The following is a 25,827-nucleotide window of genomic DNA, read 5'->3' on the forward strand; positions in this document are numbered from 1 at the left end:
TCATCCCTTGGGCGGCGGTTCGGTGATGAAGCCGACGTGCCGGATGCCGGCGCGCTGGCAGGCGTAGAGCACGCGGCCGACGGGCGCGTAGTCGCTGTGCGCGTCGCCACGGATGTGGATCTCGGGCTGCGGATCCTGCACGGCGACGGCCTTGAGCCTGTCGGCCAGGGCCTCGTCGCCGGCGACGCGGCTGTCGAACCAGAACGTGGCGCCGCGGGCGTCCACCGAGATCACGATGTCCCGGGGCGTGCTCTCGCGCACCTGGTTGCGCAGCTTGGGCAGCGCCACCGGCACCGAGAAGTTCGCGACGGGAATCGTGATCAGGAAGATGATCAGCAGCACCAGCATCACGTCGACCAGCGGCGTGGTGTTGATCGTCGACACCGCCTGGTCTTCGCCGCCGGCCGACGGCAGGTTCATCGCCATGTCAGGCCGCCGCTGTTGCCGCGACGCCCGCGCCGGCGTTCGCAGGCGACCCCGCGGCGGCGCTCGAGCCCAGCAGCACCGCATGCAGCTCGCTCGAGAAGTCGCGCACCTCGTCCAGCACCGCGCTGTTGCGCCGCAGGAGGAAGTTGTAGCCCAGCACCGCGGGCACGGCCACGGCCAGGCCCAGCGCCGTCATGATCAGCGCCTCGCCCACCGGCCCCGCCACCTTGTCGATCGACGCCTGCCCCGCCAGGCCGATGGCCGTCAGCGCGTGGTAGATCCCCCAGACCGTACCGAACAGGCCGACGAACGGCGAGGTCGAGCCGACCGTCGCCAGGAAGCTCAGCCCGACCGACAGCCGGCGCTGCACGCGCTCCGTGGCGCGATGCAGCGTCAGGTCGACCCAGTCGTTGAAGTCGACCTTGGCATGCAGGCCGCCGTGGCGGCGCGTCGCGTCCAGGCCGGCCTCGGCGATGTCGCGGAACGGGCTCGTCTCGTGCAGCTTGCCGGCGCCCGCCTGCACGGTGCCGGCGTCCCAGAACGTCGTCGAGGCCTTCTTCGCATGGCCGGCGATGCGGAACTGCTCCAGCACCTTGGTGACGATGACGTACCAGCTGCCGGCGCTGAACGCCGCCAGGATCAGCAGCACCGAGCGGGCGACGACGTCGCTGCCCTGCCAGAGGGCGCCGACGCCGTACGGGTTGTCGGCGCCGCCCTGGGCATGCGCCAGCGGCCAGGCGAGCAAGGCCGCGACGGCCACGAGGCCGCGGGCGGATGGGGAGGAGAAGGTCGTGGTCATGGAACTGCGCAATGCCTGCGTCGAGGTGGTTGACCCCTTCGCAGGTCGCAGCTTCCGTGCCACGCGAAGTGCATGAGCTTCTGCGCTCTTGCGGTCGCGCACGCGCCCTCGGGCGATGCGCGCCGCGAACCTGCGGCGCGCGCGCGTCAGGCCGTCACGACGCCGGCCGGATGTTGGATCGGCAACCGCCGCTGCTGCAATCGGCGCAGTGGCCTGTTGCGCCGCTCGATATCAGTCCGCGCGCAGGGTCTGCGCGAAGAACGCCAGCGTGCGCTGCCACGCCAGCGCCGCGGCCCTGGCGTCGAAGCGCGGCGTGGTGTCGTTGTTGAAGCCGTGTTCGACACCCGGGTAGACGAAGGCCTCGTACCTGACGTGCGCCGCCTTCAGCGCGGCCTCGTAGGGCGGCCACGTGGCGTTGACGCGGTCGTCGTTGCCCGCGAAGTGCAGCTGCAGCGGCGCGCGGATGCGCGGCACCGCGTCGAGTTCGGGCGCGACACCGTAGAACGGCACGCCGGCGTTGAGGTCGTGCCATTGCGTGGCGAGCCAGTTCACCACGCCGCCGCCGAAGCAGAAGCCCACCGCGCCGACGCGGCCGTTGGTGCCGGCGTGCGTCTTCAGCAGCTGCGCCGCGGCGAGGAAGTCGGCCTTGACCCTGGCCGGGTCGAGCTTGCCGAACAGCTCGCGCGCCTTGTCCTCGTCGCCGGGATAGCCGCCGAGGGAGAACAGCGCGTCGGGCGCGAACGCGAGGTAGCCCTCGAGCGCGAGCCGGCGGGCGATGTCCTCGATGTGCGGATTGAGGCCGCGGTTCTCGTGGATGACCAGGATGGCCGGGATGTCCTTGCCCGCCGCCTGCGCCGGCTTGACGAGATAGCCGCTGCCCTTGCCGTGGCCTTGCGGCGAGTCGAAGCCGAATGTCGAGCCGACGATCCGCGCGTCGCCCGGCGACACCTGCTGCGCCTGCGCGAAGTTGGGCGACAACGCCTCCAGCAGGCCCGCCGCGGTCATGCCGCCCACCGCGTACTTGCCGGCGCCATCGAGGAAGCCGCGGCGCGAGATGCCGCCGTGGACATACTGGTCGAAGAGCTTGAGGACTTCAGGGGCGAAATCGCCGGCGGTCTGCGTGGGCATGGATCGTGTCTCCATCGTGAGTCGATGCGCGTGTGTTTATACCTGGGCGTGGGTGCACGTCGCGACCAGGGGCACTTCGCGGGCCCGCGCGGTCAGAGCGTCGGCAGGATGCGGCGCAGGTGCTCGTGGAAGGCCGCCACCAGCGGCGGCGGGCGCGGCAGGTCGAACTTCACCATCAGTCCGACGGCCGGCAACGCGGGCAGGCGCCGGCCGGGCGCGAGCACCTGCAGGTCGTCCGGCACGGCCGCCTGCGTGAGCACCGCGATCGCCTGCCCCGATCGCACGACCGCCAGCAGGCCGGCCATGCTGCCGCTGGCGAAGGCCACGCGCCAGGGCCGGCCGATCGCGGCCAGGCCCTCGCAGGCGGCGCGGTGGTCCAGCGTGTCCGGATCGGACAGCGCGAGCTGCAACGGCTCGCGGCCGATGGCGTCGTCCTGCCGGTTGCCCACCCACACCAGCGGTTCGCGCCGGATCACGCGGCTCGCGTCGGCGGCCTCGTTCGTCGACACCAGCGCCAGGTCGAGCGCGTGCTTGCGCAGCCGCTCGACCAGCCGCGGCGTGGGCGCGCACAGCACCTCCACGAGCACCTGCGGATGCTGGCTCGCGAAGCTGCGCAGGATGTGCGGCAGGAAGGCCGCGGCGTAGTCGTCCGGGCAGCCGAAGCGCAGCGTGCCGGTCAGGCCGGAGCCCGAGATGTCGGCCAGGGCCGCGTCGTGGTGGCGCAGGATCGTGCGCGCGTGGGCCAGCAGGCGCTCGCCGTGCAGCGTGAGCGTCACGCCGCGCCCGGTGCGATTGAGCAGCGGCTGGTTCAGCAGGCCCTCGAGCTTCTTGACCTGCATGCTCACCGCAGCCTGCGTGCGGCCGATCTTCTCCGCGGCCCGCACGAGCGTGCGCGCCTCCGCGATCGCCACGAAGGTGCGCAGCAGGTCGATGTCGAGGTGGCCGCTCACGCCATAAGTTCCGTTGAACCCTGGAGTCAACAATATTAGCTTTTCTTCGAGGACGTTCGCGCCTACGCTGGCAGGCATCGCCCCCTCGGAGCCCGCCATGTCCCGCAACGACGACCCCGACTTCTGGCAGAACGCCCGCCGCCACCTGATCCGCTACGGCGGTGTCTTCGAGCCGCTGATCATCGAGCGCGCCCAGGGCAGCTTCGTGCACGACGCCGACGGCCGCGCCATCCTGGACTTCACGTCCGGCCAGATGAGCGCGCTGCTCGGGCACGTGCATCCGGAGATCGCCGCGGTGGTCGCCGACCATGCGCAGCGCCTAGCCCACCTGTTCAGCGGCATGCTGAGTCGTCCGGTCGTCGACCTCGCCACGCGGCTGGCCGAGATCACGCCGCCCGGACTCGATCGCGCCATGCTCCTGAGCACCGGCGCCGAGGCCAACGAGGCCGCCATCAAGATGGCCAAGCTGCACACCGGCAAGTTCGAGATCGTGAGCTTCGCGCAGTCCTGGCACGGCATGACCGGCGGCGCCGCCTCGGCCACCTACAGCGCCGGCCGCAAGGGCTACGGCCCGGCCGCGGTCGGCTCGTTCGCGATCAACGCGCCCTACCCCTATCGCCCGCGCTTCGAGCGCGACGGTCGCTTCGACTGGCAGGCCGAGCTCGACTACGGCTTCGACCTGGTCGACCGCCAGTCCAGCGGCAACCTCGCGGCCTTCATCGCCGAGCCCATCCTCAGCTCCGGCGGCCTGATCGACCTGCCCCTCGGCTACCTCGCCGCGCTGAAGAAAAAGTGCGAGGAGCGCGGCATGCTGTTGATCCTCGACGAAGCGCAGACCGGCGTCGGCCGCACCGGCACCCTGTTCGCGTTCGAGCGCGACGGCGTCGTGCCCGACATCCTCGTGCTGTCCAAGACCCTGGGCGCCGGCCTGCCGCTGTCGGCGGTGATCACGTCCGAGGCGATCGAGGAGAACTGCCACGCCCGCGGCTTCCTGTTCTACACGACGCATATCTCCGACCCGCTGCCCGCCGCCGTCGGCCTGAAGGTGCTGGACATCGTCGCCCGCGACGGCCTCGTCGACCGCGCCCGCGTCGCCGGCAAGCGCCTCGAGGACGGCCTGCGTGCGCTGCAGCGCGAGTTCGACTGCATCGGCGATGTCCGCGGCCGCGGCCTGCTGCTGGGCGTCGAGATCGTCAAGGATCGCACCGGCAGGCAGGCGGCGCCCGATCTCGGTTGGGCCATCTCGCGGGAGTGCATGCGGCTGGGGCTGAGCATGAACATCGTGCAGCTGCCGGCGATGGGCGGCGTGTTCCGCATTGCGCCGCCGTTGACGGTCAGCGACGCGGAGATCGACCTCGGGCTGGGGTTGCTGAAGCAGGCGATCGAGTCGGTGGCCTGAGCAAGGAGCGCAGGTCCCGTCGCGACGCTGCCGATCCCGGGCTGTCGTTCGCCGCCCCGGGGCAGCGTCGCATCCTTGACGGCGGCGTCCGTGCGCCTGGATCCAGGTCAGTGGCCAGTCGCGCCGTTCGGACCGGCAGCGGGCGCGCCCGGTCCTGCCATGGCGCGGACCGCATCTCGGGCGTCCATGTGGTCGAACGCCGTGGCGGGCGGGGCGCAACGCGTCACCAAGCGGTTCGATCCGGTGGGTGAGATGCGTTCGCAGACCACCTGGGCGGCGGGAACTGACGCGACCTCCGTAGCCGGTTGCGCGCTCGTTTCAGGCTGGTCTGCACAGGCCGCCAGTCCCATGAGCAGGACAGTACACAGTGACCATTTCATTCCAGGAATCCTTGTCGATTGATGGAAAGACGAGCCCTTCGGGGGCGCCCTTGTCGACATCAAGAGGAGCCCCCGGGCCGACCATCGCCGCCAGGACTTGCAGGGCGCAGCGCCTCGACCGGATGACCGTGCGCCTCATGGCAGCATGGGTCCTGGTGAAGCACGACCTGGGCGAACCGTCGTTGCCTGGCTCTCGTCGCGATTCGCGAGATCGCCTGCACCCGCACGTGGGATCGATTCGACGAACCAGCCAGCGATCGAACAATTTGAGCAGAGAACCCGCGCCAAGCCAGCGAAATGACGCCGCGTGGTATCTAAAGAGTTCCTCGCCTGGCGCTGCACAGCGACGATCGCCATCCTCGGGCCGGGGCTCGGCATGAAGGTCGTGCTGTTGCCGGCATGGGGCTGCGAATTCCGGATCGTGCCGCCGTTGACGGTCCGTGATGCGGAGATCGACCTCCGGCTCAGCCAGATGAAGCAGGGGGTAGCGTCGACGCGCCTCGCACACAGAAATCCTGACATCCCCTGGTCATCCAATGCCTCGGACACAGAAATTCTGACAGGCTCCGGCTGGTGGAACGGACTGCACTCGGGAGGCAACTCGTTGGTGTTTGAGTGAAACCAGTTCGACTCGGAGATCAACCAGTTCCACTCAGGCACCAACCAGTTCCGCTCAGACACCAATCCGCTCCACTCAGACACCAACCAGTTCGACTCGAACACCAACCAGTTTCACTCAAACACCAACTGGCCTCGCTCAGACACCAACCAGTTCCACTCGGAGTGAAACTGATTGGTCTCGCGGTGGAACTGGTTGCCATTGGAGTGAACTCGACTCCCGCCAGGCGTCCGATCGCTTCTGGTGGGCGCCAGGTCTCGCCGGGTCGCACCTTGGCCGTTGCCCTCGCGGGCCGCCTCGCTGGCGTGGCGACTAGGTCGCCGGACACTCGTCCCCGAATTCCCGAGCCGCTTCCGCCTTCGGTGCATCCGGCGGCGGGAATGCGCGGCGGAAGGTGAAGGCCGCCTCGGTCGACCCGGCCTTGCGCAGCAGTTCGAGCTTCGCGACCGCCTCCTGCACGGACGGACGATGACCCTCGGGAACCCACCAGAGCACGACCCAGGCGTCCTTCAGGCGCTGGAACCACTCCTTGCGACGCCGCATGATCTCGACGTGCGCCGAGCCGTAGACGTAGTTGTTCAAGGACTCGACATCGCGCCAGACCGACATGTTGACCAGCACGTCGTCCCCCATCGGCCGCAGCGCCGTCGCATCCCCCTCCTCGGTCTGCAGCCGCCACACGAAACCCGGCGAACCTTCCGCCAACGCGTTGACGCGATCGAGGTTCGCCACGAAATCGGCCATGACCGGAGAGTCCAGCGGCCCGTTCACGACTCCGACATTCAGCTGGGCGAGTTCGTAGGCGGACATGGAGGGCTTTCGTGGATCGAATGCGGCGAGGCTAGCAGGATCGAAATATCCGCGCCCCTCGCGGACGGGCCTCGACGCGCGGCCGCTCGCACGGGGGGGCATGGGTTGGAATCTCGCGTTTCCGAGCCGGAGCAATGACTGCTTTGAAGTGATGTGGTGGACGGATGTCGACCCATCTGCGACATTCGGGTCGGTGCTCTCGACGCCGAAAAGCGGTCGTTCAGATCCGCCGCTCGAACGTCGAGCCGAATGCTGTCCGCAGGTTCGCCAGCCAAGTCAAGCCGATGGCACCAGAGTTATCACGATCAATCGTTCGAGCCTCTTGCACATTAGCAACCGCCGCGCCGATGTCTACTTCGGTCATGCCGTGCTCGGCGAGAAGTAGTTCTGCCAACGGGACAATCGACTTGAAGTAGGTCGAGCGATCGGACAACATCTGTAGCGCCTTCTTCGCAAACTCGGAGTCTACGTAGGCCGCAGTCGCGACCAACTGCGGGGATGTCCAACTTCCGTCGTGGATGCGCTGCCAAAGCGATGCCAACGACAGGTCAGTGACGAAGCCCGCCGCTATAACAGCACACGCGATGTTGTGGACACGCCAATTTACCGCGGCAAGCAGACACACAACATCCCGCTCAAGCACCTCGGCCGGGTGCTCAGAAAACAGTGCTCGCAACTTTTTGATCTCGCCCTCAACCTCCGCTCCTCGCATTGACAAGAAAGCGAGGTAGTTGGCCCTGCTTTTTCGAATTTGTCGTCCCTCGAACTCCGCGTCGGTGAAGAAAACCGTCTGGGCCGCAGCCGCTTCGGTCGCACGGTCAATCGGAGGGAATTCGCGCACGCTTGACTCAGTTGGGTTTGATGTTCGGTCGTGAAGGATGCCTACTTGAAAGCGGACATTCGCCGATGACAGCTAGTGGCCGACAGCAGCGACTCGGTCCGCTCCTTGGCCGGTCCTGAGGTTATCGTGGCGGCACATTGGGCGACTTGGCGAGCAACTCGGCAGGATCGAAGCCGTAAGCCCACATGTTCAGCAGACCGCCCGAAGATTCGATCTCGAGCATGTCCATCACTTCCTCGACATAGCTGGCGGCGCGTTCGCGCTCCTCGGAGTCAGCAGACCCGAAATCCAGCATTGTCTGCGTCAGCTCCTTGGCGAATATACGTTGATCGACGGGTGCGTCAGCGAGAGGGATCAGCCTCTCCGCCAAAGCGTCGATCACCGCCTGGCACTTCTCGCGGGTAGCCTCGTTGGTTGCCCCGGGATACAGAGGCTCAGCGAGAAACTTTCTCTTGCCTATGAAAGCTCGCAGGGCCAACCGCTTCGGATGCTGATCAGATTCAGTTCGGTCTTGAGCCACGTGCAACTTGTCCTGGCATGAAGAAGGTAGCTAGCCTACTCGATAGCAGCCAGTCGCGAGCGACTGGTTATGGCCGGTCAGCGACTTCCGCGCCGCCCCGCTCGATGCTACCGGCTCGCCGGGTTGTTCCCGCTGAAGAAGCTGACCATCGGGAAGTCGGTCGCCCAGAACCTGAATACGACGCAGCCGTTCTCGCTCAGCCACGGCTCTGCCTCTTTCGCGTCGACAACCGTTGCGGAGTAACGCAAGCCGTACCTTTGCACTGCGAGCGCAGAGCCTCGCGAAAGCCCTGACAAATCGGCTCGCGACAGTTCGAACACCTCACCCGGTGCTGAGTCCAGCAGACGCTTCCGCCAGTACGACGCTTGGGTTGCATCACTGGCGCACTCGGCCAGCCAGCGCCTATGCAGTTTCTTTCCGATTCGAGGAGCGCGCGTTGTCATGGGTCAATTCTCCGCCAGCATCGGGCTGTCGCGAGTTGCTAGTCTGCTCCGAAGCTGCCATTCGCAACCGGCAGCAAATGGCCGGCTACGGCCGCTCCGCACCGTCTTGCCGCGACGTAGCAGCACGTCGCGCTTTTGCTGTCAGTGCTGAGCCGCAATTTGGGCAGTAATGGATCGCGACTCCGCCGCCGCCAGCTTGTGGAGCGACAGCGACGAACCAACCGCGTGCCTTCGGCCACCATTCAAACCGCAGATCGAAGTAGCAAGCCCGTGTGTGTGCCTCGAAAAAATCGCAGCAGGCCCGGAAGCGGGACGGCAACAACGCCGTGCCCTCCGGGCATAGCGTCCCATCCGTATGCTTGTTCGTTCGCGCCATCGCTCGATTGTGCCTGCCCCAAAGCCGACCTTCGTGACCGACTGCTCATGGCCGCAATGCGACCTACGCGCGCGCGGCCTCACGCTTCGATACCGCAGCAAATAACAGCCCTGTGAGGCCGAAAAGTGTCATGTAACCAAGCATCAGGCCCCAGTACGGGCCGTGCGTAAAGTCCGCCTCCGTTGGCGCCCATGCGAATTCCACGGGATTTGCCAGCGCATAGCCCATCGGGCCACCTATCAACGCGGCGACGAGCCATAGGGAGATGAGGCTTCGAATTCCAAAACGCCGACACAACACCAATACGGGGAGTGCGACGGCATACGAGATGAGCATGTCCCTGATTGCCCAAACGCACGGGCCACCGACAGAAATGGCATCGAAACCCGCGCCGTTGCGCAGCCAGAACCAGAGCGCCGGCGCGACGCCACCGACCGCTGGCGACAACACCGCGGCGGCCTCTCGATCCCAGAAACAAGCCTTCAATTTGCTCTCCCGAAAGCAGACTCCAGCCGATGCCCGCTTCTGGCCGTTACCGGCGATCGCTGGCGACCCATTGTTCGAAGAATTCTCGCTGCTGGGAAACGCTGGCGGGAATCACATCCGGACCTTCCGAGAAGATGTCGACCAGGTCGGAAATTGACGCATGCCGACCATCGCGCATTTTGTAGGCCTTCCGGCCAGCGCCCATGTCACGCGCCATCGGCGATGGATAGACGTTGAGGCTAGAGCCGTAACAAAACAATCGCAGCCCCTCCGTCTCAAGTTGAAGCCGAATCTGGCACAACGCCTCGAAGAAATCGGAAGCGCTGGCGGAGACCTCCTTGCCACGGTAGCTGCAGGCCAGCTTGCACACTTCGTCCGCGTCATGCTCGACGATCGTGGCGACTTCATCGTCATCTCCACCGATGAGATAGATCTTGTGAGCCTCCACTTGCTCCTCCCAGAGCGAATACCGATCCAGTTCGCTGAAATTGCCGCGCCACAAAGCCGTCTCTGGTGAAGGACTGCTCCTGGCCGAAAGCTCGTCTACGGAAGGTTTCGATGTTCGACAGCATAGCGCCCGCGTTCCTCGATCGTGACGACGTTGGGAAGCACTCGGCGATCGCACGCGCCGAAGGCTGCGAAGTTTGCCCGTGCCTGACGAAGCGTGATGTGATTGGGGCCTGACTCTTCGTCAGGCTCGCTGATTCCCAAGCCATCGTCCTCCCAGAAGCAAACCGGGCAGATCTCCCAATCGCCGTCGTCGAGGCTGAAATGGTCACAACAGGGGCACTGAAGCAGCGGAGAGGTCAAAGGTCGATTCTTCGTTTGGGGCCTGCCAGCCTACCCGATAGCTGACTCTCGCGATCGTCAGCTGCTGGCCGGTTGCAGGCGAGACGGTACACGCGCGCCACAGTCGGGCGGCCTATTGGCCTCCAAGCCTGCCCTTTGCTCGGAGCCGCTCACCGCGCACCCAACCCGTGACTGGATCACCGTTCGGCTTCGTGAACATCACAGAAGTCCAGCCTTCGAACTCAGAATATCCAATTAGTGAATCGCCGGCGATCACAAACTTGTCTGCTAGCCTGCACGCTGCGTCCGGCGCTGAATAGAAGAAGAGGCGTGGCCCGTCTGTCACGGCGAAGTAGACGCGTGGAACAAGTAGCGTCGGGTTAGCGCCGGCTCGCCTGGCAGCCTCTTCGCATGTTTCATCGCCCGCAAAGGCGCCCTTTGTGAGCATGGCCAACAGGAGGCAGGCAACAAGCGCTTTCGTCATCGAGCTAGGTTACCCGAAACCGGACGTTGGCCGAGGTCTGCTCCTGGCGGCGGATTCAACCGGTCGATGCAACACACTAGCCACCGCGTAGGCGGTAGGAGTGTTGCAGATGAAGCGACGACCACGGATCTACTATTCAGACAGCCAGAAGGCGCAGATGTGGGAGCGCTGGAAAGAAGGCTGGACGCTGCAGGAGATCGGCAAGCTCTTCGATCGACCGCACACATCGATTCAGAAAATCCTCGCCCGAGCCGGCGGCATTCGGCCAGCTGACCGACGTCGCGCAGCAACAGCATTGACGCCGGCCGAGCGCGAGGAAATCTCGCGATCGATCGTGGCGGGCGAATCTATCCGATCAATTGCTGCACCGCTTGAGCGAGCGCCATCGACGATCAGTCGAGAGATCAAACGCAACGGCGACCGTGAAGCTTATCGTGCAAGCCAGGCTGAGGAGGCCGCATGGGACCGAGCGCGTCGCCCAAAGCGCTGTAAGTCGACGAGGAACCGTGCGCTGGCCCGCATCGTGGCTGACAAGCTGAGGATGCTCTGGTCGCCAGAACAGATCGCAGGTTGGCTCAAGCATACTTATCCGAGCGACGAGACCCTCGGCTTCCAGACCCCGGCTGAGATGTTCAGCCAATGTGTTGCGTTGACCAGTTGAATCCGCCGCCGAAGGGCGACTCCAAGTTCAACGTCCAGTTCAATGAGCGCCGTTTTCCCTCTGTTTCTTGGCGTAGGTCGCAACGTACCGCACTGCAATTTCCTGGGCCGCTTGAAACTTGTCCGAAGGAAATTCCGCCATCAGTTTCGACAGCGAGTCGTTGGCGTCCTTCAGAATTTCCGCCTCGAGCTCTTGGTCGGTCCAGCGGCGCGCGAACTCGCCACTGCACACCTGCACCAAGCGTATGCCTCGATATCGCTCTTCGGTACGCCATTTCCAGTTTGATAGGCCTGGCCAAGATGCCAAGTCTCCTCCGGCTCTCCTTGCTTAAATTTGAAAACTGCTGAGGGCTCCCGCCCTCCGTGGGGTTCGAACCCCATGCCCTCCGCCAGCCGCAATTGCGCTTGACACGGGTTAACCCGTTGTCGACCGAATTTACAGCGTGAACACACGCAATGCCAGCACTCGCAGCTAAACCGTTGATCTCGTTCACATTTGAATGCCTGGCACGGTAATCGCAATGCACGTCTCGGCGATTGCCAGTTGCTCGATCCGGACACCACCGACCTCGGAATTGGTCTTGGGCCGATGGCGGTGTCCCAACACGGAGAATGAACCATGGAAGTTGGGACATCGACGTCACGTGCCGCCGCTTGGGTCGCCGCGCTACTCGTTTGCGGGCCGGCCTTTGCCGGTCCAGTGAGCAACGGCGGATTCGAAACCGGGGATTTCTCGAGTTGGACGACAACGATCGACCCAAGCTGGGACGCAGTCGATACACTCGCGCCTCAAGCCGGAACATATGCCGCTTACTTCGGCAACGCTTCCGTCAGTTCGATCAGCCAATCCTTGGCCACGCAGGCTGGCCTGGCGTACACCATCTCGTTCTGGCTGATGAACGAAGCCGACGTCAACGGTGTCGCGCAGCCCAATAGCTTCGAATTCGATTGGGGCGGCGCGACCGAGATGTCGCTGACCAATGCGCCTGTCTTCGGATACACGAACTACCAATACACGCTCTTGGCCGGTTCACCATCGACCGATCTGACGTTCAAGTTCAGCCAGGCCGCTGCGTTCTGGGACTTCGATTCGGTCGACGTCGAACTCGCCGCGGGTGGAACGGTTCCGGAACCGGGCACCTTCGCATTGGTGGCCCTGGCCGGCGCGCTGGCCCTGGTCGTTTCCAAGCGGCGTTCGGCGATCGACGTGCGCCGCCATTCAGGTCAGCAAGGGAGCCGGAAATGAGAAGCTCTGTTCGCAATGCGGGGCTTTGCGCCGCAATGGTCGTGACGGGATCTACCGCTGGGGCCCAGTCGGCGGAGCTGTTCCAAGCGGTTCCCGCCAACACGCCGATCAAGCCCTTCGTGTCACGTTCTGCGGATTCGACGCCGGTCACCGTGGTCGTGCTGTTGAGCGGCGAGCCTGTGGCGCAGGTACAAAGACAACTCGGCAGAAAACTTGTCCAAGGCGAACGCGATTCGGTCATCGCCGCGCGCGCTTCGGAGCATGAAACGCTGCGGCCGTCCATCGAACGTCTGGGGGGCAAGGTTCTCGCTCATTTCCACAGCGCGCTGAACGGCGTGAAGATCAAGATCCCGAGGAATCGGATCGCGGCCCTGCGCGCGCTTCCTGGCGTCGTCGACGTCCAGGCCGTGGGCACTTACCAGCGGCTCAACGTCAACGCCATTCCGCTGATCGGTGCGCCGCAGGTTTGGCAAGCGCCGGGCAACTATCGGGGCGAGGGGGTGAAGATCGCGATCATCGACACCGGTATCGACTATACCCACGCCAATTTCGGGGGGCCGGGTACGGTGGCCGCCTTCAACGCCGCCAAGGCGACGGATACCTTGCCCGCCGACCCGTCGATGTTCGGGCCCGGTGCGCCGAAGGTCAAAGGCGGCATCGACCTGGTGGGTGACGACTACACCGGAAGCAACACCCCCGTGCCGGACCCGAATCCGCTCGATTGCGCGTACACCTCCGGCAGCGTCGGCCACGGCAGCCACGTGGCGGGCACGGCCACGGGCTTCGGGGTCGCGGCCGACGGAACAACCTATACCGGGCCCTACACCGCCGCAGCCTACACGCCCGGCGCGTTCCGGATCGGCCCGGGCGTGGCGCCCAAGGCCGATTTGTATTCGGTTCGGGTATTTGGCTGCTCCGGCAATACCAATGTCGTTTCGGAGGCGATCGACTGGGCCGTGGCCCACGGCGTGGACGTGATCAGCATGTCGCTCGGGTCGGATTTCGGCAATGCCGGCGGTGTCGATGCGGGCAGCCTGGCAGAGAGCACCGCAGTCGCCAATGCAACTGCCGCCGGAATCCTGGTCGTCGCCGCATCGGGCAACTCCGGCCCGGTGCCTTACATCACGAGTGCGCCAGCGGTTTTCGAGGGCGCCATCTCGGTCGCCGCCACGGATGCGCTCCCCGGCCTTCCGACCGCCAGCTTGGCGCTTTCGGGAGGTCCCACGCTGACCGTGCAGAACTCGAACAGCGGTGTTTTTGCGAACGGCAGCAATTACCCGATTCGAGTTCTGCGAAATCCCGACGGGACGGTGTCGCTCGGCTGTAACCCGAATGAATACGACCCCGCGGTGACCGGCGTCAGCCTCACCGGCAAAATGGTCGTGACTGTGCGGGGCAATTGTGCGCGCGTCTATCGCGCCGGTGCGGCCCAGCATTTCGGGGCCGCCGCCGCGGCGATGATCAACTCCTCAGCGGGGTTGCCGCCCTATGAAGGTCCGATCCCGGGAGGTGCCGCCGACCCCAGCGCCGGAAACGTCTACGAACCGGTGACGATTCCGTTCTTCGGCGTCGCATTGGCCGACGGCCCGTCGCTGAGTGCTCCCTCGGCGGTCAGCGCCATCGCCAACAACACCGCGACCCTCGCGAACCCCGGATTCGAAAGGATCGCCAGTTTCTCGTCGCAGGGTCCTCGGATCGGCGACAGCGTCTTGCGGCCAGGCGTCACGGCGCCTGGGGTCTCGGTGGCCTCGACGGCTTCGGGAAGCGGCAACGGGTTCGAAATCCTGTCCGGAACGTCGATGGCCACGCCCGGCGTCGCCGGCGTCGCCGCCCTGGCCAAGCAGGCCCACCCCACCTGGTCGCAGGCGGATCTGCGGGCGGCCATCGTGCAAACGGCAAGCCCGAGCATGATGCTGGACCTCCTGGAACGCAACGAGGGCGCCGGACTGGTGCAAGCGTTGGGCGCGACCACCACACAAGCCGTGGTGCGCACGGCGGACGAAAGCGCGTCGTTCGGGTTCGCGGATCTCCTCGCCGACTTCAGCGGAACGAAGACCCTCACGCTGCACAACACGGGCCCCAAGGCGGTCCAGTTCAATATCACGACCACCAAGGTCTCCGGGCCCGCGGGCGCGACCGTGACGACGCCGCCTTCCGTGATCGTGAACGCCAACAGCGACGCCACGTTCCCGGTCAGCCTGAACGTGCCGGCCAGTTCGGTCGGTGGGGGTACAGGGTTCCAGGACATCGGGGGTTATGTCCAACTGACGCCTTCCAGTTCGCGTCTCAACGGCAACGTCAAACTGTCGGTTCCGTACTACCTGGTCGCGCACAGCCGTTCCAACTTGGCAGTGAGTCAGAGTGGCGGCACGTTGAACTTCAGCAACGCGGGCGGGGCGATCGCGGGAACCCCGGGGTTCTATACCTTGGGGCTGTACCAGCCCACACCTCAAGGCGTCACCCAAGCCGATGTCAGGGCGGTGGGCGCGAGAATTGCGGGAAGCACTGTGATTTTCGGCGTCAACACGCACAACCGCACCTCGACCACCTTGGGATTCCAAGAGTTCGACATGTGCATCGACACCAGCGGCGGGGCGGGATTCACGCCAAACATGATTCTGATCGGAATCAACGGCTCGTTGTTGAGCAGCAGCCTGGCCAAATCGACTTTCGCGACGGCCATTTTCCCCACCGATGCCAACTGCACAATCACTGGTGGCGGCACCGTCTTGTTCACGATCACGCAGCCAACGGACAACTCCACCCTGCTGTTGCCCGTTCCGACAGGCACTCCCGGGCTGGGATTGACGTCGGCCAACCCTCGCTTCAAATACAGGATGAACTACTTCGGCCCCGACGGCACCGGCGCGTCGATGCCGGGAACCGGTTCGTTCAATGCGTTCACGCCGGCCGTCACCTTCAGCGCGGCGCCGACCGTGGCTCCGAACGGATCAGGGGTGGCGTCGTACAGCGTGAACAGCGAAATCAACAACTCAACCGCGCTCGGCGTCATGGTGCTGGCACCGGACAACGTCTCGGGTGCGAGCCAGGCCGCCTTGCTGCCTTTCCAATGAGCCGAGGGGCGATCCGGTTGGCTCAGAACATCTCGATCGCCCCGACATCCTCGCAACGCGCCCTCGCGATCCAGCGGCTAGCAGCCGCAACTCAGTTGGGCGCGTTGCTCCCCGTTCCTCAGCGGTTCGCGTCCTCCGGAATCAGGTCAGTGTCGATTTTCAGGCGGAAGAGGCAACCGTGCCGGTCATCCGCATCCGAGACGGGGTGGTAGAAGACAAGGATCTGTTCCTTCGAGCCCGCAACCTGCCGCTCGAACGTGCGGTGATGTAGGACGGCCAAGGCTTGCCGCTCCAGTCGTGGGTCTTCCCAAGATGGCCCCAGCCTGCGGCCGTGATGTCGACGCGCGCGCGATCGGCGTCGATGCACATGGGCAGCGCCGTGGTGCGGTGGACGGGCCATTCCATGGTGAAGGAGAAGCGCGCGCCTTGCCTCGTGCCCGTCGGGTCGGCATACGGAAGGTTGAGGTAGAAAGCCCAGCCTTGGTCGGGCCCGAGCACGTCGCCGCCGGGGTCGTCGCGACCGGGGTCGTCGCGACCGCTCGGCTCGATGTGACGGAAGCGGTCAGCAGGCACCCCGATCGCGGCGCCGGCGACGGCCGGGTCGATTCGCAGGGACGGCGAGGCGACCACGAACGCGTTCGAGCGGTCGCCCCAGCGTGAGTTGGAAGCTGCCGAACACCAACGCGTCACAGCGGTGTTCGTACAAGCCGATCCCGTGCGCAGCCAGACCCTCCAGTAGCGCCGCAAGCTGAACAACGTGTTCGCAGGAGGATGAAACGATGGGGTCCGTGGGCGAGGAGGCTAGCCGAAAGCGGCCCTTGGTCAAGGACAGCTTCTGGCCGTCAGCGGCGGTCGATGCCAGTTCAGGCAACCTTGGTCGCCTGCAGAAGCTCCCGAAGTCTGTTCAATCCTCGAACGAGCGTTTCGTCTTCGGTGTAGAAAACTTCAGCGCACGGGTTGGTGGGTAGGACAGCGTTCACGATCAACTGACCAAGCCGAAGGTCGGGTGATTCCGCCCATGCAGCGCGCAGCGCAGCCAGAACGTCGCCAATTCGAGCTGGATCTCTCATGACAGGTAGCCCACCCCAAAGCTGTCGTCAGCAACCGGCCGGTGCTGACCGCAATCCAACTTCACTTTGCCGCCAATCGGTCACCGCCCCACCACCCTGAAATCAAACCGCACCGCCAAGCGGTTGTCCGCCACCCGCACCGACTCGATGTTCAACGCCTGCACGTCGGCCTGCAACTGCCCACTCGCCCCCTGCAACATCGCGCGCACGGCCTTCAGCACGTCCAGATCCAACGCCCCCGGCAGCGTCGGCGCGAGGCCGGAGTTCAGCACGATGCGGGTGTTCGCATCGCCGACGTCCTCGACGCGGATGTCCGAGAGGCGGATGCGCGTGCCCTGCGCGGCGGGTACGCCCGAGACCGTGGCCCAGGAGGCCAGGTCGACGCCGGCGCAGCTGTCGCCGAGGTCCATGCCGACTCGGGCGCTGAGGTGGGCGCGGATGACGACGCGGCCGTTGGCGAGCGTCACGGTGGGGTTGTCGAGCCAGGCGCTGCAGGCGCCGCCCTGCAGGACGTAGCGGCCGTGGTCCCGGAACAGCGATTCGACGACCAGCTTCTGGACGGCGGACTGCTCCAGCACGATCTCGGCGGCGTGGGCGCCGGCGGCCGACGCGACCGTGGCGGCCAGCACGGCCGCGCGAAGGAATGGGAGGTTCATGCCGCGAGACTAGCACCGGCGCGTCGGCGGTCAGACCTCCAGCCACTCCTTGCGCACGCCCGCATCCGCCTTCAACGCCGCCGGAGTGCCCTCGAACACCACGCGTCCGTGCCCCATCACCACGCAGCGCTGCGAGATCTCGAGCGCGATGGTGAGCTTCTGCTCGATCAGCAGCACCGACAGCCCGCGCGCCTTCAGCGCCAGCAGGTACTCGGCCACCTGCTCGACGATCTTGGGCGCGAGACCCTCGGTGGGCTCGTCGATGATGATCAGCTCGGGGTCGCCCATCAGCGTGCGGCACAGCGTCAGCATCTGCTGCTCGCCGCCGGACAGCACGCCGGCCTCCGTGTGCTGGCGTTCGCGCAGGCGCGGGAACAGCGCGTACATGTCGTCGAAGGTCCAGCGCGGACTCTTCGCGCGCGACTTCTGGCCCAGCTGCAGGTTCTGGTGCACGGTGAGCTTGGGGAAGATGTCGCGGTTCTCGGGAACGTAGCCGATGCCGCGCTGCGCGATCTCGTACGGCTTCAGGCCAGCGAGCGACCGGCCCTGCCACGCGATGCCGCCCTGGGTATCGACCAGTCCCATGATCGCCTTCGCGGTGGTCGAGCGGCCGGAGCCGTTGCGGCCCAGCAGCGCGACGATCTCGCCGGGCGCGACCTGCAGGTCGACGCCGTGCAGCACGTGGCTCTTGCCGTAGAAGGCGTGGAGCTTGTCGAGCTTGAGCATCACGCCTCCGTCGCCTGCGCGAGCACGGAGCCGAGGTAGGCCTCCTGCACGCGCGGGTTGGCGCGCACGGCCTCGGGCGTGTCGAAGGCGATCACCTCGCCGTAGACCAGCACGGCGATGCGGTCGGCCAGGCCGAAGACGACGCCCATGTCGTGTTCGACGGTCAGCAGCGTCTTGCCGGCGGTGACGTCGCGGATCAGCTGCACGAAGCGGCGCGTCTCGCTCTTGCTCATGCCGGCGGTGGGCTCGTCCAGCAGGATGACGTCGGCGCCGCCGGCGATGGTCAGGCCGATCTCCAGCGCGCGCTGTTCGGCGTAGGTGAGGTTCATCGCGAGCGCGTCGCGGCGGCGCTGCAGCTGCAGCATGGCCATGACCTCCTCGGCGCGTTCGTTGGCGTCGCGCAGGTTGGCCAGGAAGCGCCAGAACGCGTAGCGATAGCCGAGCGACCACAGCACCGCGCAGCGCAGGTTCTCGAACACCGACAGGTGCGTGAACAGGTTGCTGACCTGGAAGCTGCGCGCGAGCCCTTGCCGGTTGATGCGATGCGGCGCGGCGCCGTCGATGCGCGCGCCGTTCAGCAGGATCTCGCCCGAGCTGGGCGCGAAGCGTCCGCTGATCAGGTTGAACAGCGTGGACTTGCCGGCGCCGTTGGGCCCGATGATCGCGACGCGCTCGCCGGCGTTCACGCGCAGCGACGCGCCGCGGATGATCTCCGTCTTGCCGAAGCGCTTGTGGACATCGCGCAATTCGAGGGCGACACGCTCGGTCACGCGGCCTCCCGGCGCTTCAGCTCGCGCTCGATGTCGTGCTGCGCGGCGTCCCAGCGCACGCGGAAACGCCGGCGCGCCAGCTCGAAGGCGATGGCGCCGGCGACGAACAGCAACGCCGCGCCGACCCAGGCGCCGGCGCCCTTCGCGTTCAGCGACACGCCGCCGAACGTCATCACCGGCCCGAGGGCCTCGTTCAATTGCAGGTGGTAAAGCATCTCGACCATCGCGCTCGCGCCCGTGAACGCGATCGCGCCCGCGACGAACAACGCGAGATAGCCGGACAACAGCGGCCGCAGCCTGCCGAACGCCGCGAGCCGCAGGTTTGCGAGGACCAGCCCCGCGACCCCGGACGGCGCGTACATCACCATCAGCATGAACGCGAGGCCCAGGTACAGCAGCCAGGCCTTGGTGATGTTGGACAGCACGACCGTCGCCAGCACCATCAGCACGCCGCCGATGATCGGGCCGAAGAACGCGGTCGAGCCGCCCAGGAACGTGAACAGCAGGTAGGCGCCGGAGCGCTGTGCGCCGACGACCTCCGCCGTCGCCAGCTCGAAGTTGATCGCCGCGAGCCCGCCGGCGATGCCCGCGAACAGGCCCGAGATCATGAAGGCGAGCCAGCGCACGCGCTGCGTGTCGTAGCCGATGAAGGCGACGCGCTCGGGGTTGTCGCGCACCGCGTTGAGCATGCGGCCCAGCGGCGTGCGCGTGAACGCGAACATCAGGCCGGTGCAGACGAAGCAGTACAGCGCGATGAGGTAATACACCTGGATCTGCGGGCCGAACGTGACGCCGAGGGTCGCCGGCGGCACGACGCGGTTGCTGTTGATGCCCGCCTCGCCGCCGAAGAATTCGGGCAGCATCAGCGACATCGAATACACCAGTTCGCCGATGCCCAGCGTGATCATCGCGAAGGTCGTGCCCGACTTGCGCGTCGTCACGAAGCCGAACAGCGCCGCGAAGACGAGGCCCGCGAGGCCGCCCACCATCGGCACCAGGCTGACGGGCAGGTGCAGCGAGCCGTCACCCACCTTGTTGAGCGCATGGATCGCCAGGAAGCCGCCAAGCCCGCTGTAGACCGCATGGCCGAAGCTGAGCATGCCGCCCTGCCCCAGCAGCATGTTGTACGACAGGCAGGCGATGATCGCGATGCCCATCTGCGACAGCAACGTCTGCGACAGGCTGCTGTTGAACACGAGCGGCGCGAGCAGCAGGATCAGCGCGTAGCCGCCCCACACGATCCAGCGGCCGATGTCGATCGGCCGGAAATGAAAGACACGCTCAGTCATCGCGCGTCCCGAACAGCCCGCGCGGCCGCACGATCAGCACCAGCACCAGCAGCAGGTACGGCAGGATGGGCGCGACCTGCGCCAGCGTGAGCTTCATCAGCGGCCAGGCGACGCTGTCGGTCGACACCGTCCAGCCGACCGCGGCCGCCACGTTGACCAGCGACTTGTCGACCGTCAACGGCACCGTCTGCAGCAGCCCGATCAGCAACGAGGCGACGAAGGCGCCGACCAGCGAGCCGGTGCCGCCGACGACCACGACGACGAACAGGATCGAGCCGACGGCCGCGGCCATCGCCGGCTCGGTGACGAAGGTGGCGCCGCCGATCACGCCGGCCAGCCCGGCCAGCGCGCAGCCCGCGCCGAACACCAGCATGAACACGCGCGGCACGTCGTGGCCCAGCGCCTCGACCATCTCGGGATGGGTCAGCGCCGCCTGGATCACCAGGCCCACGCGCGTGTGCTTGAGCAGCAGCCACAGCGCGAGGAGCATCAGCAGCGCCACGCCCATCATGAAGGCGCGCGTTGCCGGGAACGTCGTGCAGACCGCGTGCGCGCAGGCCGCCGCGTCCGCATGGCCGAAGACGAGCGACAGCCCCGTCGTCGTCGACTGCACCAGCGTGAACGCCGGTTGCGCGAGCACGGCCGGCGGATCGAAGGCCACCGGCGCGCGGCCCCAGACGACCTGCACGAGCTCCAGGATGAGGTAGCTGAGCCCGAAGGTGACGAGCAGCTCCGCCACGTTGCCGAAGCGGTGCACGCGGCGCAGGCAGGCGCGCTCGAACACCGCGCCGAGCCCGCCCACCACGACCGGCGCGACCGCCAGCGCCGGCCAGAAGCCGACGATGCGCGACGTTGCATAGCCGACGTAGGCGCCCAGCATGTAGAAGCCGGCGTGCGCGAAGTTGAGCACGCCCATCATGCTGAAGATCAGCGTCAGCCCCGCGCTGAGCATGAACAGCAACAGCCCCGAGCTGAGGCCGTTGAGCAGGTTGATGACGACCTGGTCCAACCGCCGCCTTCAGCGGCGCGAAGCGCCGCGCGCTGGCCGCAGGCCCAACCAAGCTCTCGGGCAGCGAGGCTCACCACCCGAGCCAAACCGAGCTCCCCCTCGGGAGGCAGCGACCAGCGGGAGCGTGGGGATCAACATTTCAGTGCTTCATCTGGCAGGACGTGGGCGTGCTCGCGACGTAGGCGTCGTAATGCGCGACCGGCGCGAACGTGTAGCCCGTGTTCTCGACCGAGTACGGATTCTTCGCGTCCGTCTTCTGCCAGACCGAGATCCACAGGTCCTGCTGCAGCTGGTGGTCGGTCTTGCGCATCTCGATGTCGCCGTTGTAGCTCTTGAGCTTCAGGCCTTCCAGCGCCACGGCCACCTTGTTGGGGTCGGTCGACTTCGCCTTGGCCATGGCCTCGGACAGCAGCTGCAGCTCGGTGTAGAGGTCGGCGACATAGAAGTCGTCGTTGAACCTGGCCTTGAAGTCGTCCTGCAGCTTGCGGATCGGGCCGCCCATGTTGGGATGGCCATACCCCACGAAGTAGATGCGCCCGGCGCCGCCGGCGCCGAGTGACGTCGGCGTGCCGGAGTTGTTGGCGTAGTAGGTGAAGAACTTGACGTTGAGGCCGGCCTCGTTGGCCGCCTTGACCAGCAGCGAGAGGTCGGAGCCCCAGTTGCCGGTGATGATGGTGTCGGCGCCCGACGCCTTGATCTTGGCGACGTAGGGCGCGAAGTCGGTTACCTTGGCGAGCGGGTGCAGGTCCTCGCCGACGATCTCGATGTCCGGACGCTTGCGCGCCAGGTCGGCCTTCGCGTACTTGGCCACCTGAACGCCGTGCGCGTAGTTCTGGCCGATGATGTAGACCTTCTTGATGTCCTTCTGGTCCTTGATGAAGGTGGTCAGCGCTTCCATCTTCATCGACGTGTCGGCGTCGAGCCGGAAGTGCCAGTAGCTGCACTTGCTGTTGGTCAGGTCGGGATCGACCGCCGCATAGTTCATGTAGAGCACTTCCTTGCCGGGATTGCGCTCGTTGTTCTTGTTGATGGCGTCCACCAGCGCGCCCGCCGAGCCCGAGCCGTCGCCCTGGGTGATGTAGCGGATGTTCTGGTCGAGGGCCGACTTCAGCGCCGTCAGCGACTCGGCCGGGCTCACCTTGTTGTCGAACGGCACGATCTCGAACTTCACGCCGGCCGGGTTGTTCTTGTTGAACAGCTCGGCGAGGTACTGGAAGCTCTTCAACTGGTTCTGGCCAATCGGGGCCATCAGCCCGGACAGCGGGTCGATCCAGGCGATCTTGACGGTCTCGCCCTTCTGCGCGAACGCGGCGCCGTGCTGCAGCGCCAGGGCGGCTAGTGCGAGGACGGCGAACTTCTTCGGGAAAGTCATGGCTTTGTCTCCGTGGTCGCCGCGTGGCCCGCGGTCGTCGAGCGACGTTAGCGCAGTGCCGCGACGTCGCCTTGAGGGACTACCCCGAACAGCCGTGTCACGACTGCGACACGGCCGCCGTGGGCAGGACATGATCGCGGAACTGCTCGCGCAGCCTGAGCTTCTGCAGCTTGCCGGTGGCGGTGTGCGGCAGCTCGGCCACGACGGCGACGTCGTCGGGGATCTGCCACCTGGCGATCTTGCCGTCGAAGAAGGCCAGCAACTCCTCGCGCGAGACCGTCGCACCCGGCTTGGGCACGACCACCAGCAGCGGGCGCTCGTCCCACTTCGGGTGCTTGCAGGCGATGACCGCGGCCTCGTGCACCGCGGGATGCGCGATGGCGATGTTCTCGAGCTCGATCGAGCTGATCCACTCGCCGCCGGACTTGATGACGTCCTTGCTGCGGTCGGTGATGAACATGAAGCCGTCGGCGTCGATGGCCGCGACGTCGCCGGTGGGGAACCACCCGGGCTCGCCGTCGACGCTCACCAGCGGCGAGTCCTTGGCCTTGAAGTAGCGGGAGATCACCCATGGCCCGCGCACCACGAGGTTGCCGGCGGCCTGGCCGTCCCACGGCAGCGAGTGGCCCTCGTCGTCGATGATGGCCATGTCGATGCCGTAGATCACGCGGCCCTGGCTCTGCAGCAGCTTCTGCTTCGCCTCGGCCGGCAGCGACTCGTGCTTGGACTGCAGCCGCGACAGCGTGCCCAGCGGCGACAGCTCCGTCATGCCCCAGGCGTGGATCACCTCGACGCCGTAGTCCTGCTGCAGCGACTTCATCATCGCCGGCGGGCAGGCCGAGCCGCCGATGACGGTGCGCTTGAAGGTGCTGAAGTGCAGGTCGTTGGCCTTCATGTGGTTCAGCAGGCCCAGCCAGACGGTGGGCACGCCGGCGCTGAACGTGACCTTCTCGGACTCGAACAGCTTGTAGAGCGACGCGCCGTCGAGCCAGGCGCCGGGCATCACCAGCTTGGAGCCGGTCATCGCGGCGGTGTAGGGGATGCCCCAGGCGTTGACGTGGAACATCGGCACGATGGGCAGGATGACGTCGCGCGTGGACAGGCACATCGCGTCCGGCAGCGCCGCGCCGTACGAGTGCAGCACGATGGAGCGGTGGCTGTAGAGCGCGCCCTTCGGGTTGCCCGTGGTGCCCGAGGTGTAGCAGAGCGTGGCGGCGGTCTGTTCGTCGAGCTCGGGCCACGCGTAGTCGCCGTCCTGCTGCGCGAGCAGGTCGTCGAAGCACAGCAGGTTCGGGATGCCGGTCTCCGCGGGCATCTGGCCGCGGTGGCCCATCAGCACGAAGTGGCGCACCGTCTTGAGCTTGGGCGCCAGCTTCTCGGCCAGCGGCAGCAGGCCGGCGTCGAAGCACAGCACGGCGTCCTCCGCGTCGTTGGCGATCCACTCGATCTGCTCGGGGAACAGGCGCGGGTTGATCGTGTGGCAGACGCGGCCCGAGCCGGACGCGCCGTAGTAGATCTCGACGTGGCGATGCCCGTTCCAGGCCAGCGTGGCGACGCGATCGCCGGGCGCGACGCCCAGCGCCTCGAGCGCCTGCGCCAGCTGGCGCGCGCGCTTCTCGACCTCGGCCCAGTTGCTGCGGTGGATGTCGCCCTCGCAGCGCCGCGACACGATCTCGACGTCGCCCGCATGCCGCGCCGCGTGCCGGATCAGCGACGACACGGTCAACGGCAGCTTCATCATCTGGCCCATCAGGACGCTCATGCTTGTCTCCTTGTCGTTCGTCTCGCCCTCTCGCGAGCGTTGCCTTACTTTATAGCCCTTCGCCGGCCGCGCGCCAGGGGGCTCGCTAGACTGGCCGAAATGACAGACACCGCTCCCATCGGACCCGACCCGTCGAACTGGATCAACCGCTTCGCGCGCTTCACGCAGGACGTGCCCGACGTCCGGCGCGACGACGAGACCGCGCCGTCGCCCGTGCGCCGCCACACCTTCGGCACCGACCTGCCCGCCCAGGCCTTCCCCGACCCGCACTGGGTCGCCACGAGCGACGACTGCGCCGCGCTGCTGGGCTGGCCCGCCGACTGGGCCACGCGCGACGACTGGCGCGCGATCGACGTCCTCACCGGCCGCGCCACCTGGCCCGGCCTGCAGACGATGGCGACGGTCTACAGCGGGCACCAGTTCGGCGTCTGGGCCGGGCAGCTGGGCGACGGCCGCGCGCTGCTGCTGGGCGAATGGCAGGCTCGGCAAGGCGAGCCGTCGTTCGAGCTGCAGCTCAAGGGCGCGGGCCGCACGCCCTACTCGCGCATGGGCGACGGCCGCGCCGTGCTGCGCTCGTCGATCCGCGAGTTCCTCTGCTCCGAGGCGATGCACGCGCTGGGCGTGCCCACCACGCGCGCGCTGGCGGTGGCCGGCTCGGCGCTGCCGGTGATGCGCGAGACGATGGAGACCGGCGCCGTCGTCACCCGCGTCGCGCCCAGCTTCCTGCGCTTCGGCCACTTCGAGCATTTCGCGCACACCGACCAGCACGACGCGCTGCGGCGCCTGGTGGACTTCACGATCGCAACCTGCTTCCCCGACTTGGCGGGCGGCCAGGACGGTCTCGACCCGCTGCACGCCTGGCTCGCCGAAGTGGTGCGCCGCACGGCCGCGATGGTCGCGCACTGGCAGGCTGTCGGCTTCGCGCACGGCGTGATGAACACCGACAACATGTCCATCCTCGGCCTGACCATCGACTACGGTCCGTTCGGCTTCCTCGACGGCTTCGACCCCGGCCACATCTGCAACCATTCCGACACCGGCGGCCGCTACGCGTTCGCGCGCCAGCCCAACGTCGCGTGGTGGAACCTGCACGCGCTGGGCCACGCGCTCAAGCCGCTGTGCGACGACCCGGACACCACGCTGCCCGCCGTGCTCGACACCTTCGGCGACCACTTCGTCCAGGCCTACTCCGACCGCATGCGGGCCAAGCTGGGCCTGGAGCTCGCGCAGGACGGCGACAAGGCGCTGCTCGACGACCTGCTGGGCCTGCTGGCGGCCGAACGCGTCGACCACACGATCGCGATGCGGGCGCTCGGCGCCTTCGACCGCGGAACCGCGGCCACGCCGTCGGCGTTCCGCGACCACTTCATCGACCGCGGCGCCGCCGACGCCTGGGGCGAGCGCTACCTGCACCGGCTGGAATCGGAGACGCGCTCGGACGCCGACCGCCGCGCCGCGATGGACCGCGTCAATCCGAAATACATCCTGCGGAACCATCTGGCCCAAAACGCGATCGATCAGGCCAGCAAGGGCGATTTCGGGGAGGTGCGTGCGCTGCACGAGCTGCTCCGGCGCCCGTACGACGAGCAGCCCGGCAATGCGCACTACGCCGCGCTTCCGCCCGATTGGGCGCGGCACATCGAGGTGTCGTGCTCGTCCTGAAATGCGCCTGCGCTAGACTTCGCCCCCGCGATCGCCGTTTCCCGTTCCTGCCGCGCTGCCTCCCGGCCGCCGCAAGCGCCC

Annotated in this window: 25 protein-coding genes and 1 pseudogene; 6 read left to right on the plus strand and 20 right to left on the minus strand. The window is 66.6% G+C overall.

Going from position 1 to position 25,827, the window contains the following annotated elements:
• From LPC04_RS17025 to LPC04_RS17040, 4 genes are all read right to left on the minus strand, one after another.
• Window positions 1-426: an ExbD/TolR family protein gene (locus LPC04_RS17025; RefSeq protein ID WP_275683451.1), complete on the minus strand. Its 426-nt coding sequence runs from the start codon at window positions 424-426 to the stop codon at window positions 1-3.
• 1 nt (window position 427) lies between these two features.
• Window positions 428-1,225, minus strand: a complete 798-nt coding sequence (locus tag LPC04_RS17030; RefSeq protein ID WP_275683452.1) for a MotA/TolQ/ExbB proton channel family protein — start codon at window positions 1,223-1,225, stop codon at window positions 428-430.
• A 231-nt stretch (window positions 1,226-1,456) separates the two neighbouring features.
• On the minus strand, window positions 1,457-2,353 hold the full coding sequence (locus LPC04_RS17035; RefSeq protein WP_275683453.1) for a dienelactone hydrolase family protein: 897 nt from the start codon (window positions 2,351-2,353) through the stop codon (window positions 1,457-1,459).
• 92 nt (window positions 2,354-2,445) lie between these two features.
• Window positions 2,446-3,303 carry a LysR substrate-binding domain-containing protein gene (locus LPC04_RS17040; protein ID WP_275683454.1) on the minus strand — a complete coding sequence of 286 codons (858 nt, stop codon included), beginning with the start codon at window positions 3,301-3,303 and terminating at the stop codon, window positions 2,446-2,448.
• A 97-nt stretch (window positions 3,304-3,400) separates the two neighbouring features.
• Between LPC04_RS17040 and LPC04_RS17045 the strand changes: the two genes are divergently transcribed.
• Window positions 3,401-4,702, plus strand: a complete 1,302-nt coding sequence (locus LPC04_RS17045; RefSeq protein WP_275683455.1) for an aspartate aminotransferase family protein — start codon at window positions 3,401-3,403, stop codon at window positions 4,700-4,702.
• Window positions 4,703-5,389: 687 nt separating this feature from the next.
• Window positions 5,390-5,701 (plus strand): hypothetical protein, encoded by a 312-nt coding sequence (locus LPC04_RS17050; protein ID WP_275683456.1) that lies wholly within the window; start codon window positions 5,390-5,392, stop codon window positions 5,699-5,701.
• Between the two features lie 312 nt (window positions 5,702-6,013).
• Here LPC04_RS17050 and LPC04_RS17055 read toward each other — a convergent pair whose 3' ends face one another.
• From LPC04_RS17055 to LPC04_RS17085, 7 genes are all read right to left on the minus strand, one after another.
• Complete coding sequence (locus LPC04_RS17055) at window positions 6,014-6,511, minus strand: DUF3291 domain-containing protein (RefSeq protein ID WP_275683457.1); 498 nt, start codon at window positions 6,509-6,511, stop codon at window positions 6,014-6,016.
• 220 nt (window positions 6,512-6,731) lie between these two features.
• Window positions 6,732-7,352, minus strand: coding sequence for a hypothetical protein (locus tag LPC04_RS17060; protein WP_275683458.1), 621 nt, complete (start codon window positions 7,350-7,352; stop codon window positions 6,732-6,734).
• Window positions 7,353-7,473: 121 nt separating this feature from the next.
• Window positions 7,474-7,872 carry a DUF4844 domain-containing protein gene (locus LPC04_RS17065; RefSeq protein ID WP_275683459.1) on the minus strand — a complete coding sequence of 133 codons (399 nt, stop codon included), beginning with the start codon at window positions 7,870-7,872 and terminating at the stop codon, window positions 7,474-7,476.
• Between the two features lie 107 nt (window positions 7,873-7,979).
• A complete protein-coding gene (locus LPC04_RS17070; protein ID WP_275683460.1) occupies window positions 7,980-8,315 on the minus strand; it encodes a hypothetical protein in 336 nt (111 codons plus the stop codon).
• Between the two features lie 439 nt (window positions 8,316-8,754).
• Window positions 8,755-9,177: a hypothetical protein gene (locus LPC04_RS17075; protein WP_275683461.1), complete on the minus strand. Its 423-nt coding sequence runs from the start codon at window positions 9,175-9,177 to the stop codon at window positions 8,755-8,757.
• Between the two features lie 46 nt (window positions 9,178-9,223).
• Window positions 9,224-9,679: a hypothetical protein gene (locus LPC04_RS17080; protein WP_275683462.1), complete on the minus strand. Its 456-nt coding sequence runs from the start codon at window positions 9,677-9,679 to the stop codon at window positions 9,224-9,226.
• Between the two features lie 41 nt (window positions 9,680-9,720).
• Entirely contained in the window at window positions 9,721-9,987 is a 267-nt protein-coding gene (locus LPC04_RS17085; RefSeq protein ID WP_275683463.1) for a CPCC family cysteine-rich protein, read from the minus strand.
• A gap of 572 nt (window positions 9,988-10,559) precedes the next feature.
• Between LPC04_RS17085 and LPC04_RS17090 the strand changes: the two are divergent.
• A pseudogene (locus tag LPC04_RS17090) lies at window positions 10,560-11,057 on the plus strand (transposase); the annotation flags it as partial.
• A gap of 93 nt (window positions 11,058-11,150) precedes the next feature.
• On the opposite strand, the gene LPC04_RS17095 reads toward LPC04_RS17090, so the two are convergent.
• Complete coding sequence (locus LPC04_RS17095; RefSeq protein ID WP_275683464.1) at window positions 11,151-11,351, minus strand: hypothetical protein; 201 nt, start codon at window positions 11,349-11,351, stop codon at window positions 11,151-11,153.
• Between the two features lie 378 nt (window positions 11,352-11,729).
• Here LPC04_RS17095 and LPC04_RS17100 point away from each other — a divergent pair, with 378 nt between their 5' ends.
• The gene (locus LPC04_RS17100) at window positions 11,730-12,356 is read left to right on the plus strand and encodes a PEP-CTERM sorting domain-containing protein (protein ID WP_275683465.1); all 627 of its coding nucleotides are present in this window, start codon (window positions 11,730-11,732) and stop codon (window positions 12,354-12,356) included.
• Window positions 12,353-15,430: a S8 family peptidase gene (locus tag LPC04_RS17105; protein WP_275683466.1), complete on the plus strand. Its 3,078-nt coding sequence runs from the start codon at window positions 12,353-12,355 to the stop codon at window positions 15,428-15,430. The genes LPC04_RS17100 and LPC04_RS17105 overlap by 4 nt, the downstream gene beginning before the upstream one ends.
• A 159-nt stretch (window positions 15,431-15,589) precedes the next feature.
• Here LPC04_RS17105 and LPC04_RS17110 read toward each other — a convergent pair whose 3' ends face one another.
• From LPC04_RS17110 to LPC04_RS17145, 8 genes are all read right to left on the minus strand, one after another.
• Window positions 15,590-16,060: a hypothetical protein gene (locus LPC04_RS17110; protein ID WP_275683467.1), complete on the minus strand. Its 471-nt coding sequence runs from the start codon at window positions 16,058-16,060 to the stop codon at window positions 15,590-15,592.
• Window positions 16,061-16,580: 520 nt separating this feature from the next.
• A complete protein-coding gene (locus tag LPC04_RS17115) occupies window positions 16,581-17,156 on the minus strand; it encodes a hypothetical protein (protein ID WP_275683468.1) in 576 nt (191 codons plus the stop codon).
• 30 nt (window positions 17,157-17,186) lie between these two features.
• On the minus strand, window positions 17,187-17,882 hold the full coding sequence (locus LPC04_RS17120; protein WP_275683469.1) for an ABC transporter ATP-binding protein: 696 nt from the start codon (window positions 17,880-17,882) through the stop codon (window positions 17,187-17,189).
• Complete coding sequence (locus tag LPC04_RS17125; protein ID WP_275683470.1) at window positions 17,882-18,652, minus strand: ABC transporter ATP-binding protein; 771 nt, start codon at window positions 18,650-18,652, stop codon at window positions 17,882-17,884. The genes LPC04_RS17120 and LPC04_RS17125 overlap by 1 nt, the downstream gene beginning before the upstream one ends.
• Entirely contained in the window at window positions 18,649-19,941 is a 1,293-nt protein-coding gene (locus tag LPC04_RS17130) for a branched-chain amino acid ABC transporter permease (protein ID WP_275683471.1), read from the minus strand. Before LPC04_RS17130 ends, LPC04_RS17125 begins: the two co-directional genes overlap by 4 nt.
• Window positions 19,934-20,893 (minus strand): branched-chain amino acid ABC transporter permease, encoded by a 960-nt coding sequence (locus LPC04_RS17135; RefSeq protein ID WP_420854737.1) that lies wholly within the window; start codon window positions 20,891-20,893, stop codon window positions 19,934-19,936. Before LPC04_RS17135 ends, LPC04_RS17130 begins: the two co-directional genes overlap by 8 nt.
• A 196-nt stretch (window positions 20,894-21,089) precedes the next feature.
• Window positions 21,090-22,322, minus strand: coding sequence for a branched-chain amino acid ABC transporter substrate-binding protein (locus tag LPC04_RS17140; RefSeq protein WP_275683473.1), 1,233 nt, complete (start codon window positions 22,320-22,322; stop codon window positions 21,090-21,092).
• A 97-nt stretch (window positions 22,323-22,419) separates the two neighbouring features.
• A complete protein-coding gene (locus LPC04_RS17145) occupies window positions 22,420-24,084 on the minus strand; it encodes a 3-(methylthio)propionyl-CoA ligase (RefSeq protein WP_275683474.1) in 1,665 nt (554 codons plus the stop codon).
• 99 nt (window positions 24,085-24,183) lie between these two features.
• Here LPC04_RS17145 and LPC04_RS17150 point away from each other — a divergent pair, with 99 nt between their 5' ends.
• Window positions 24,184-25,746, plus strand: coding sequence for a protein adenylyltransferase SelO (locus LPC04_RS17150; RefSeq protein WP_275683475.1), 1,563 nt, complete (start codon window positions 24,184-24,186; stop codon window positions 25,744-25,746).
• The last annotated feature ends 81 nt before the right edge of the window (window positions 25,747-25,827 follow it).

This window comes from Scleromatobacter humisilvae, from assembly GCF_023231945.1.
GTDB lineage: Bacteria > Pseudomonadota > Gammaproteobacteria > Burkholderiales > Burkholderiaceae_C > Scleromatobacter > Scleromatobacter humisilvae.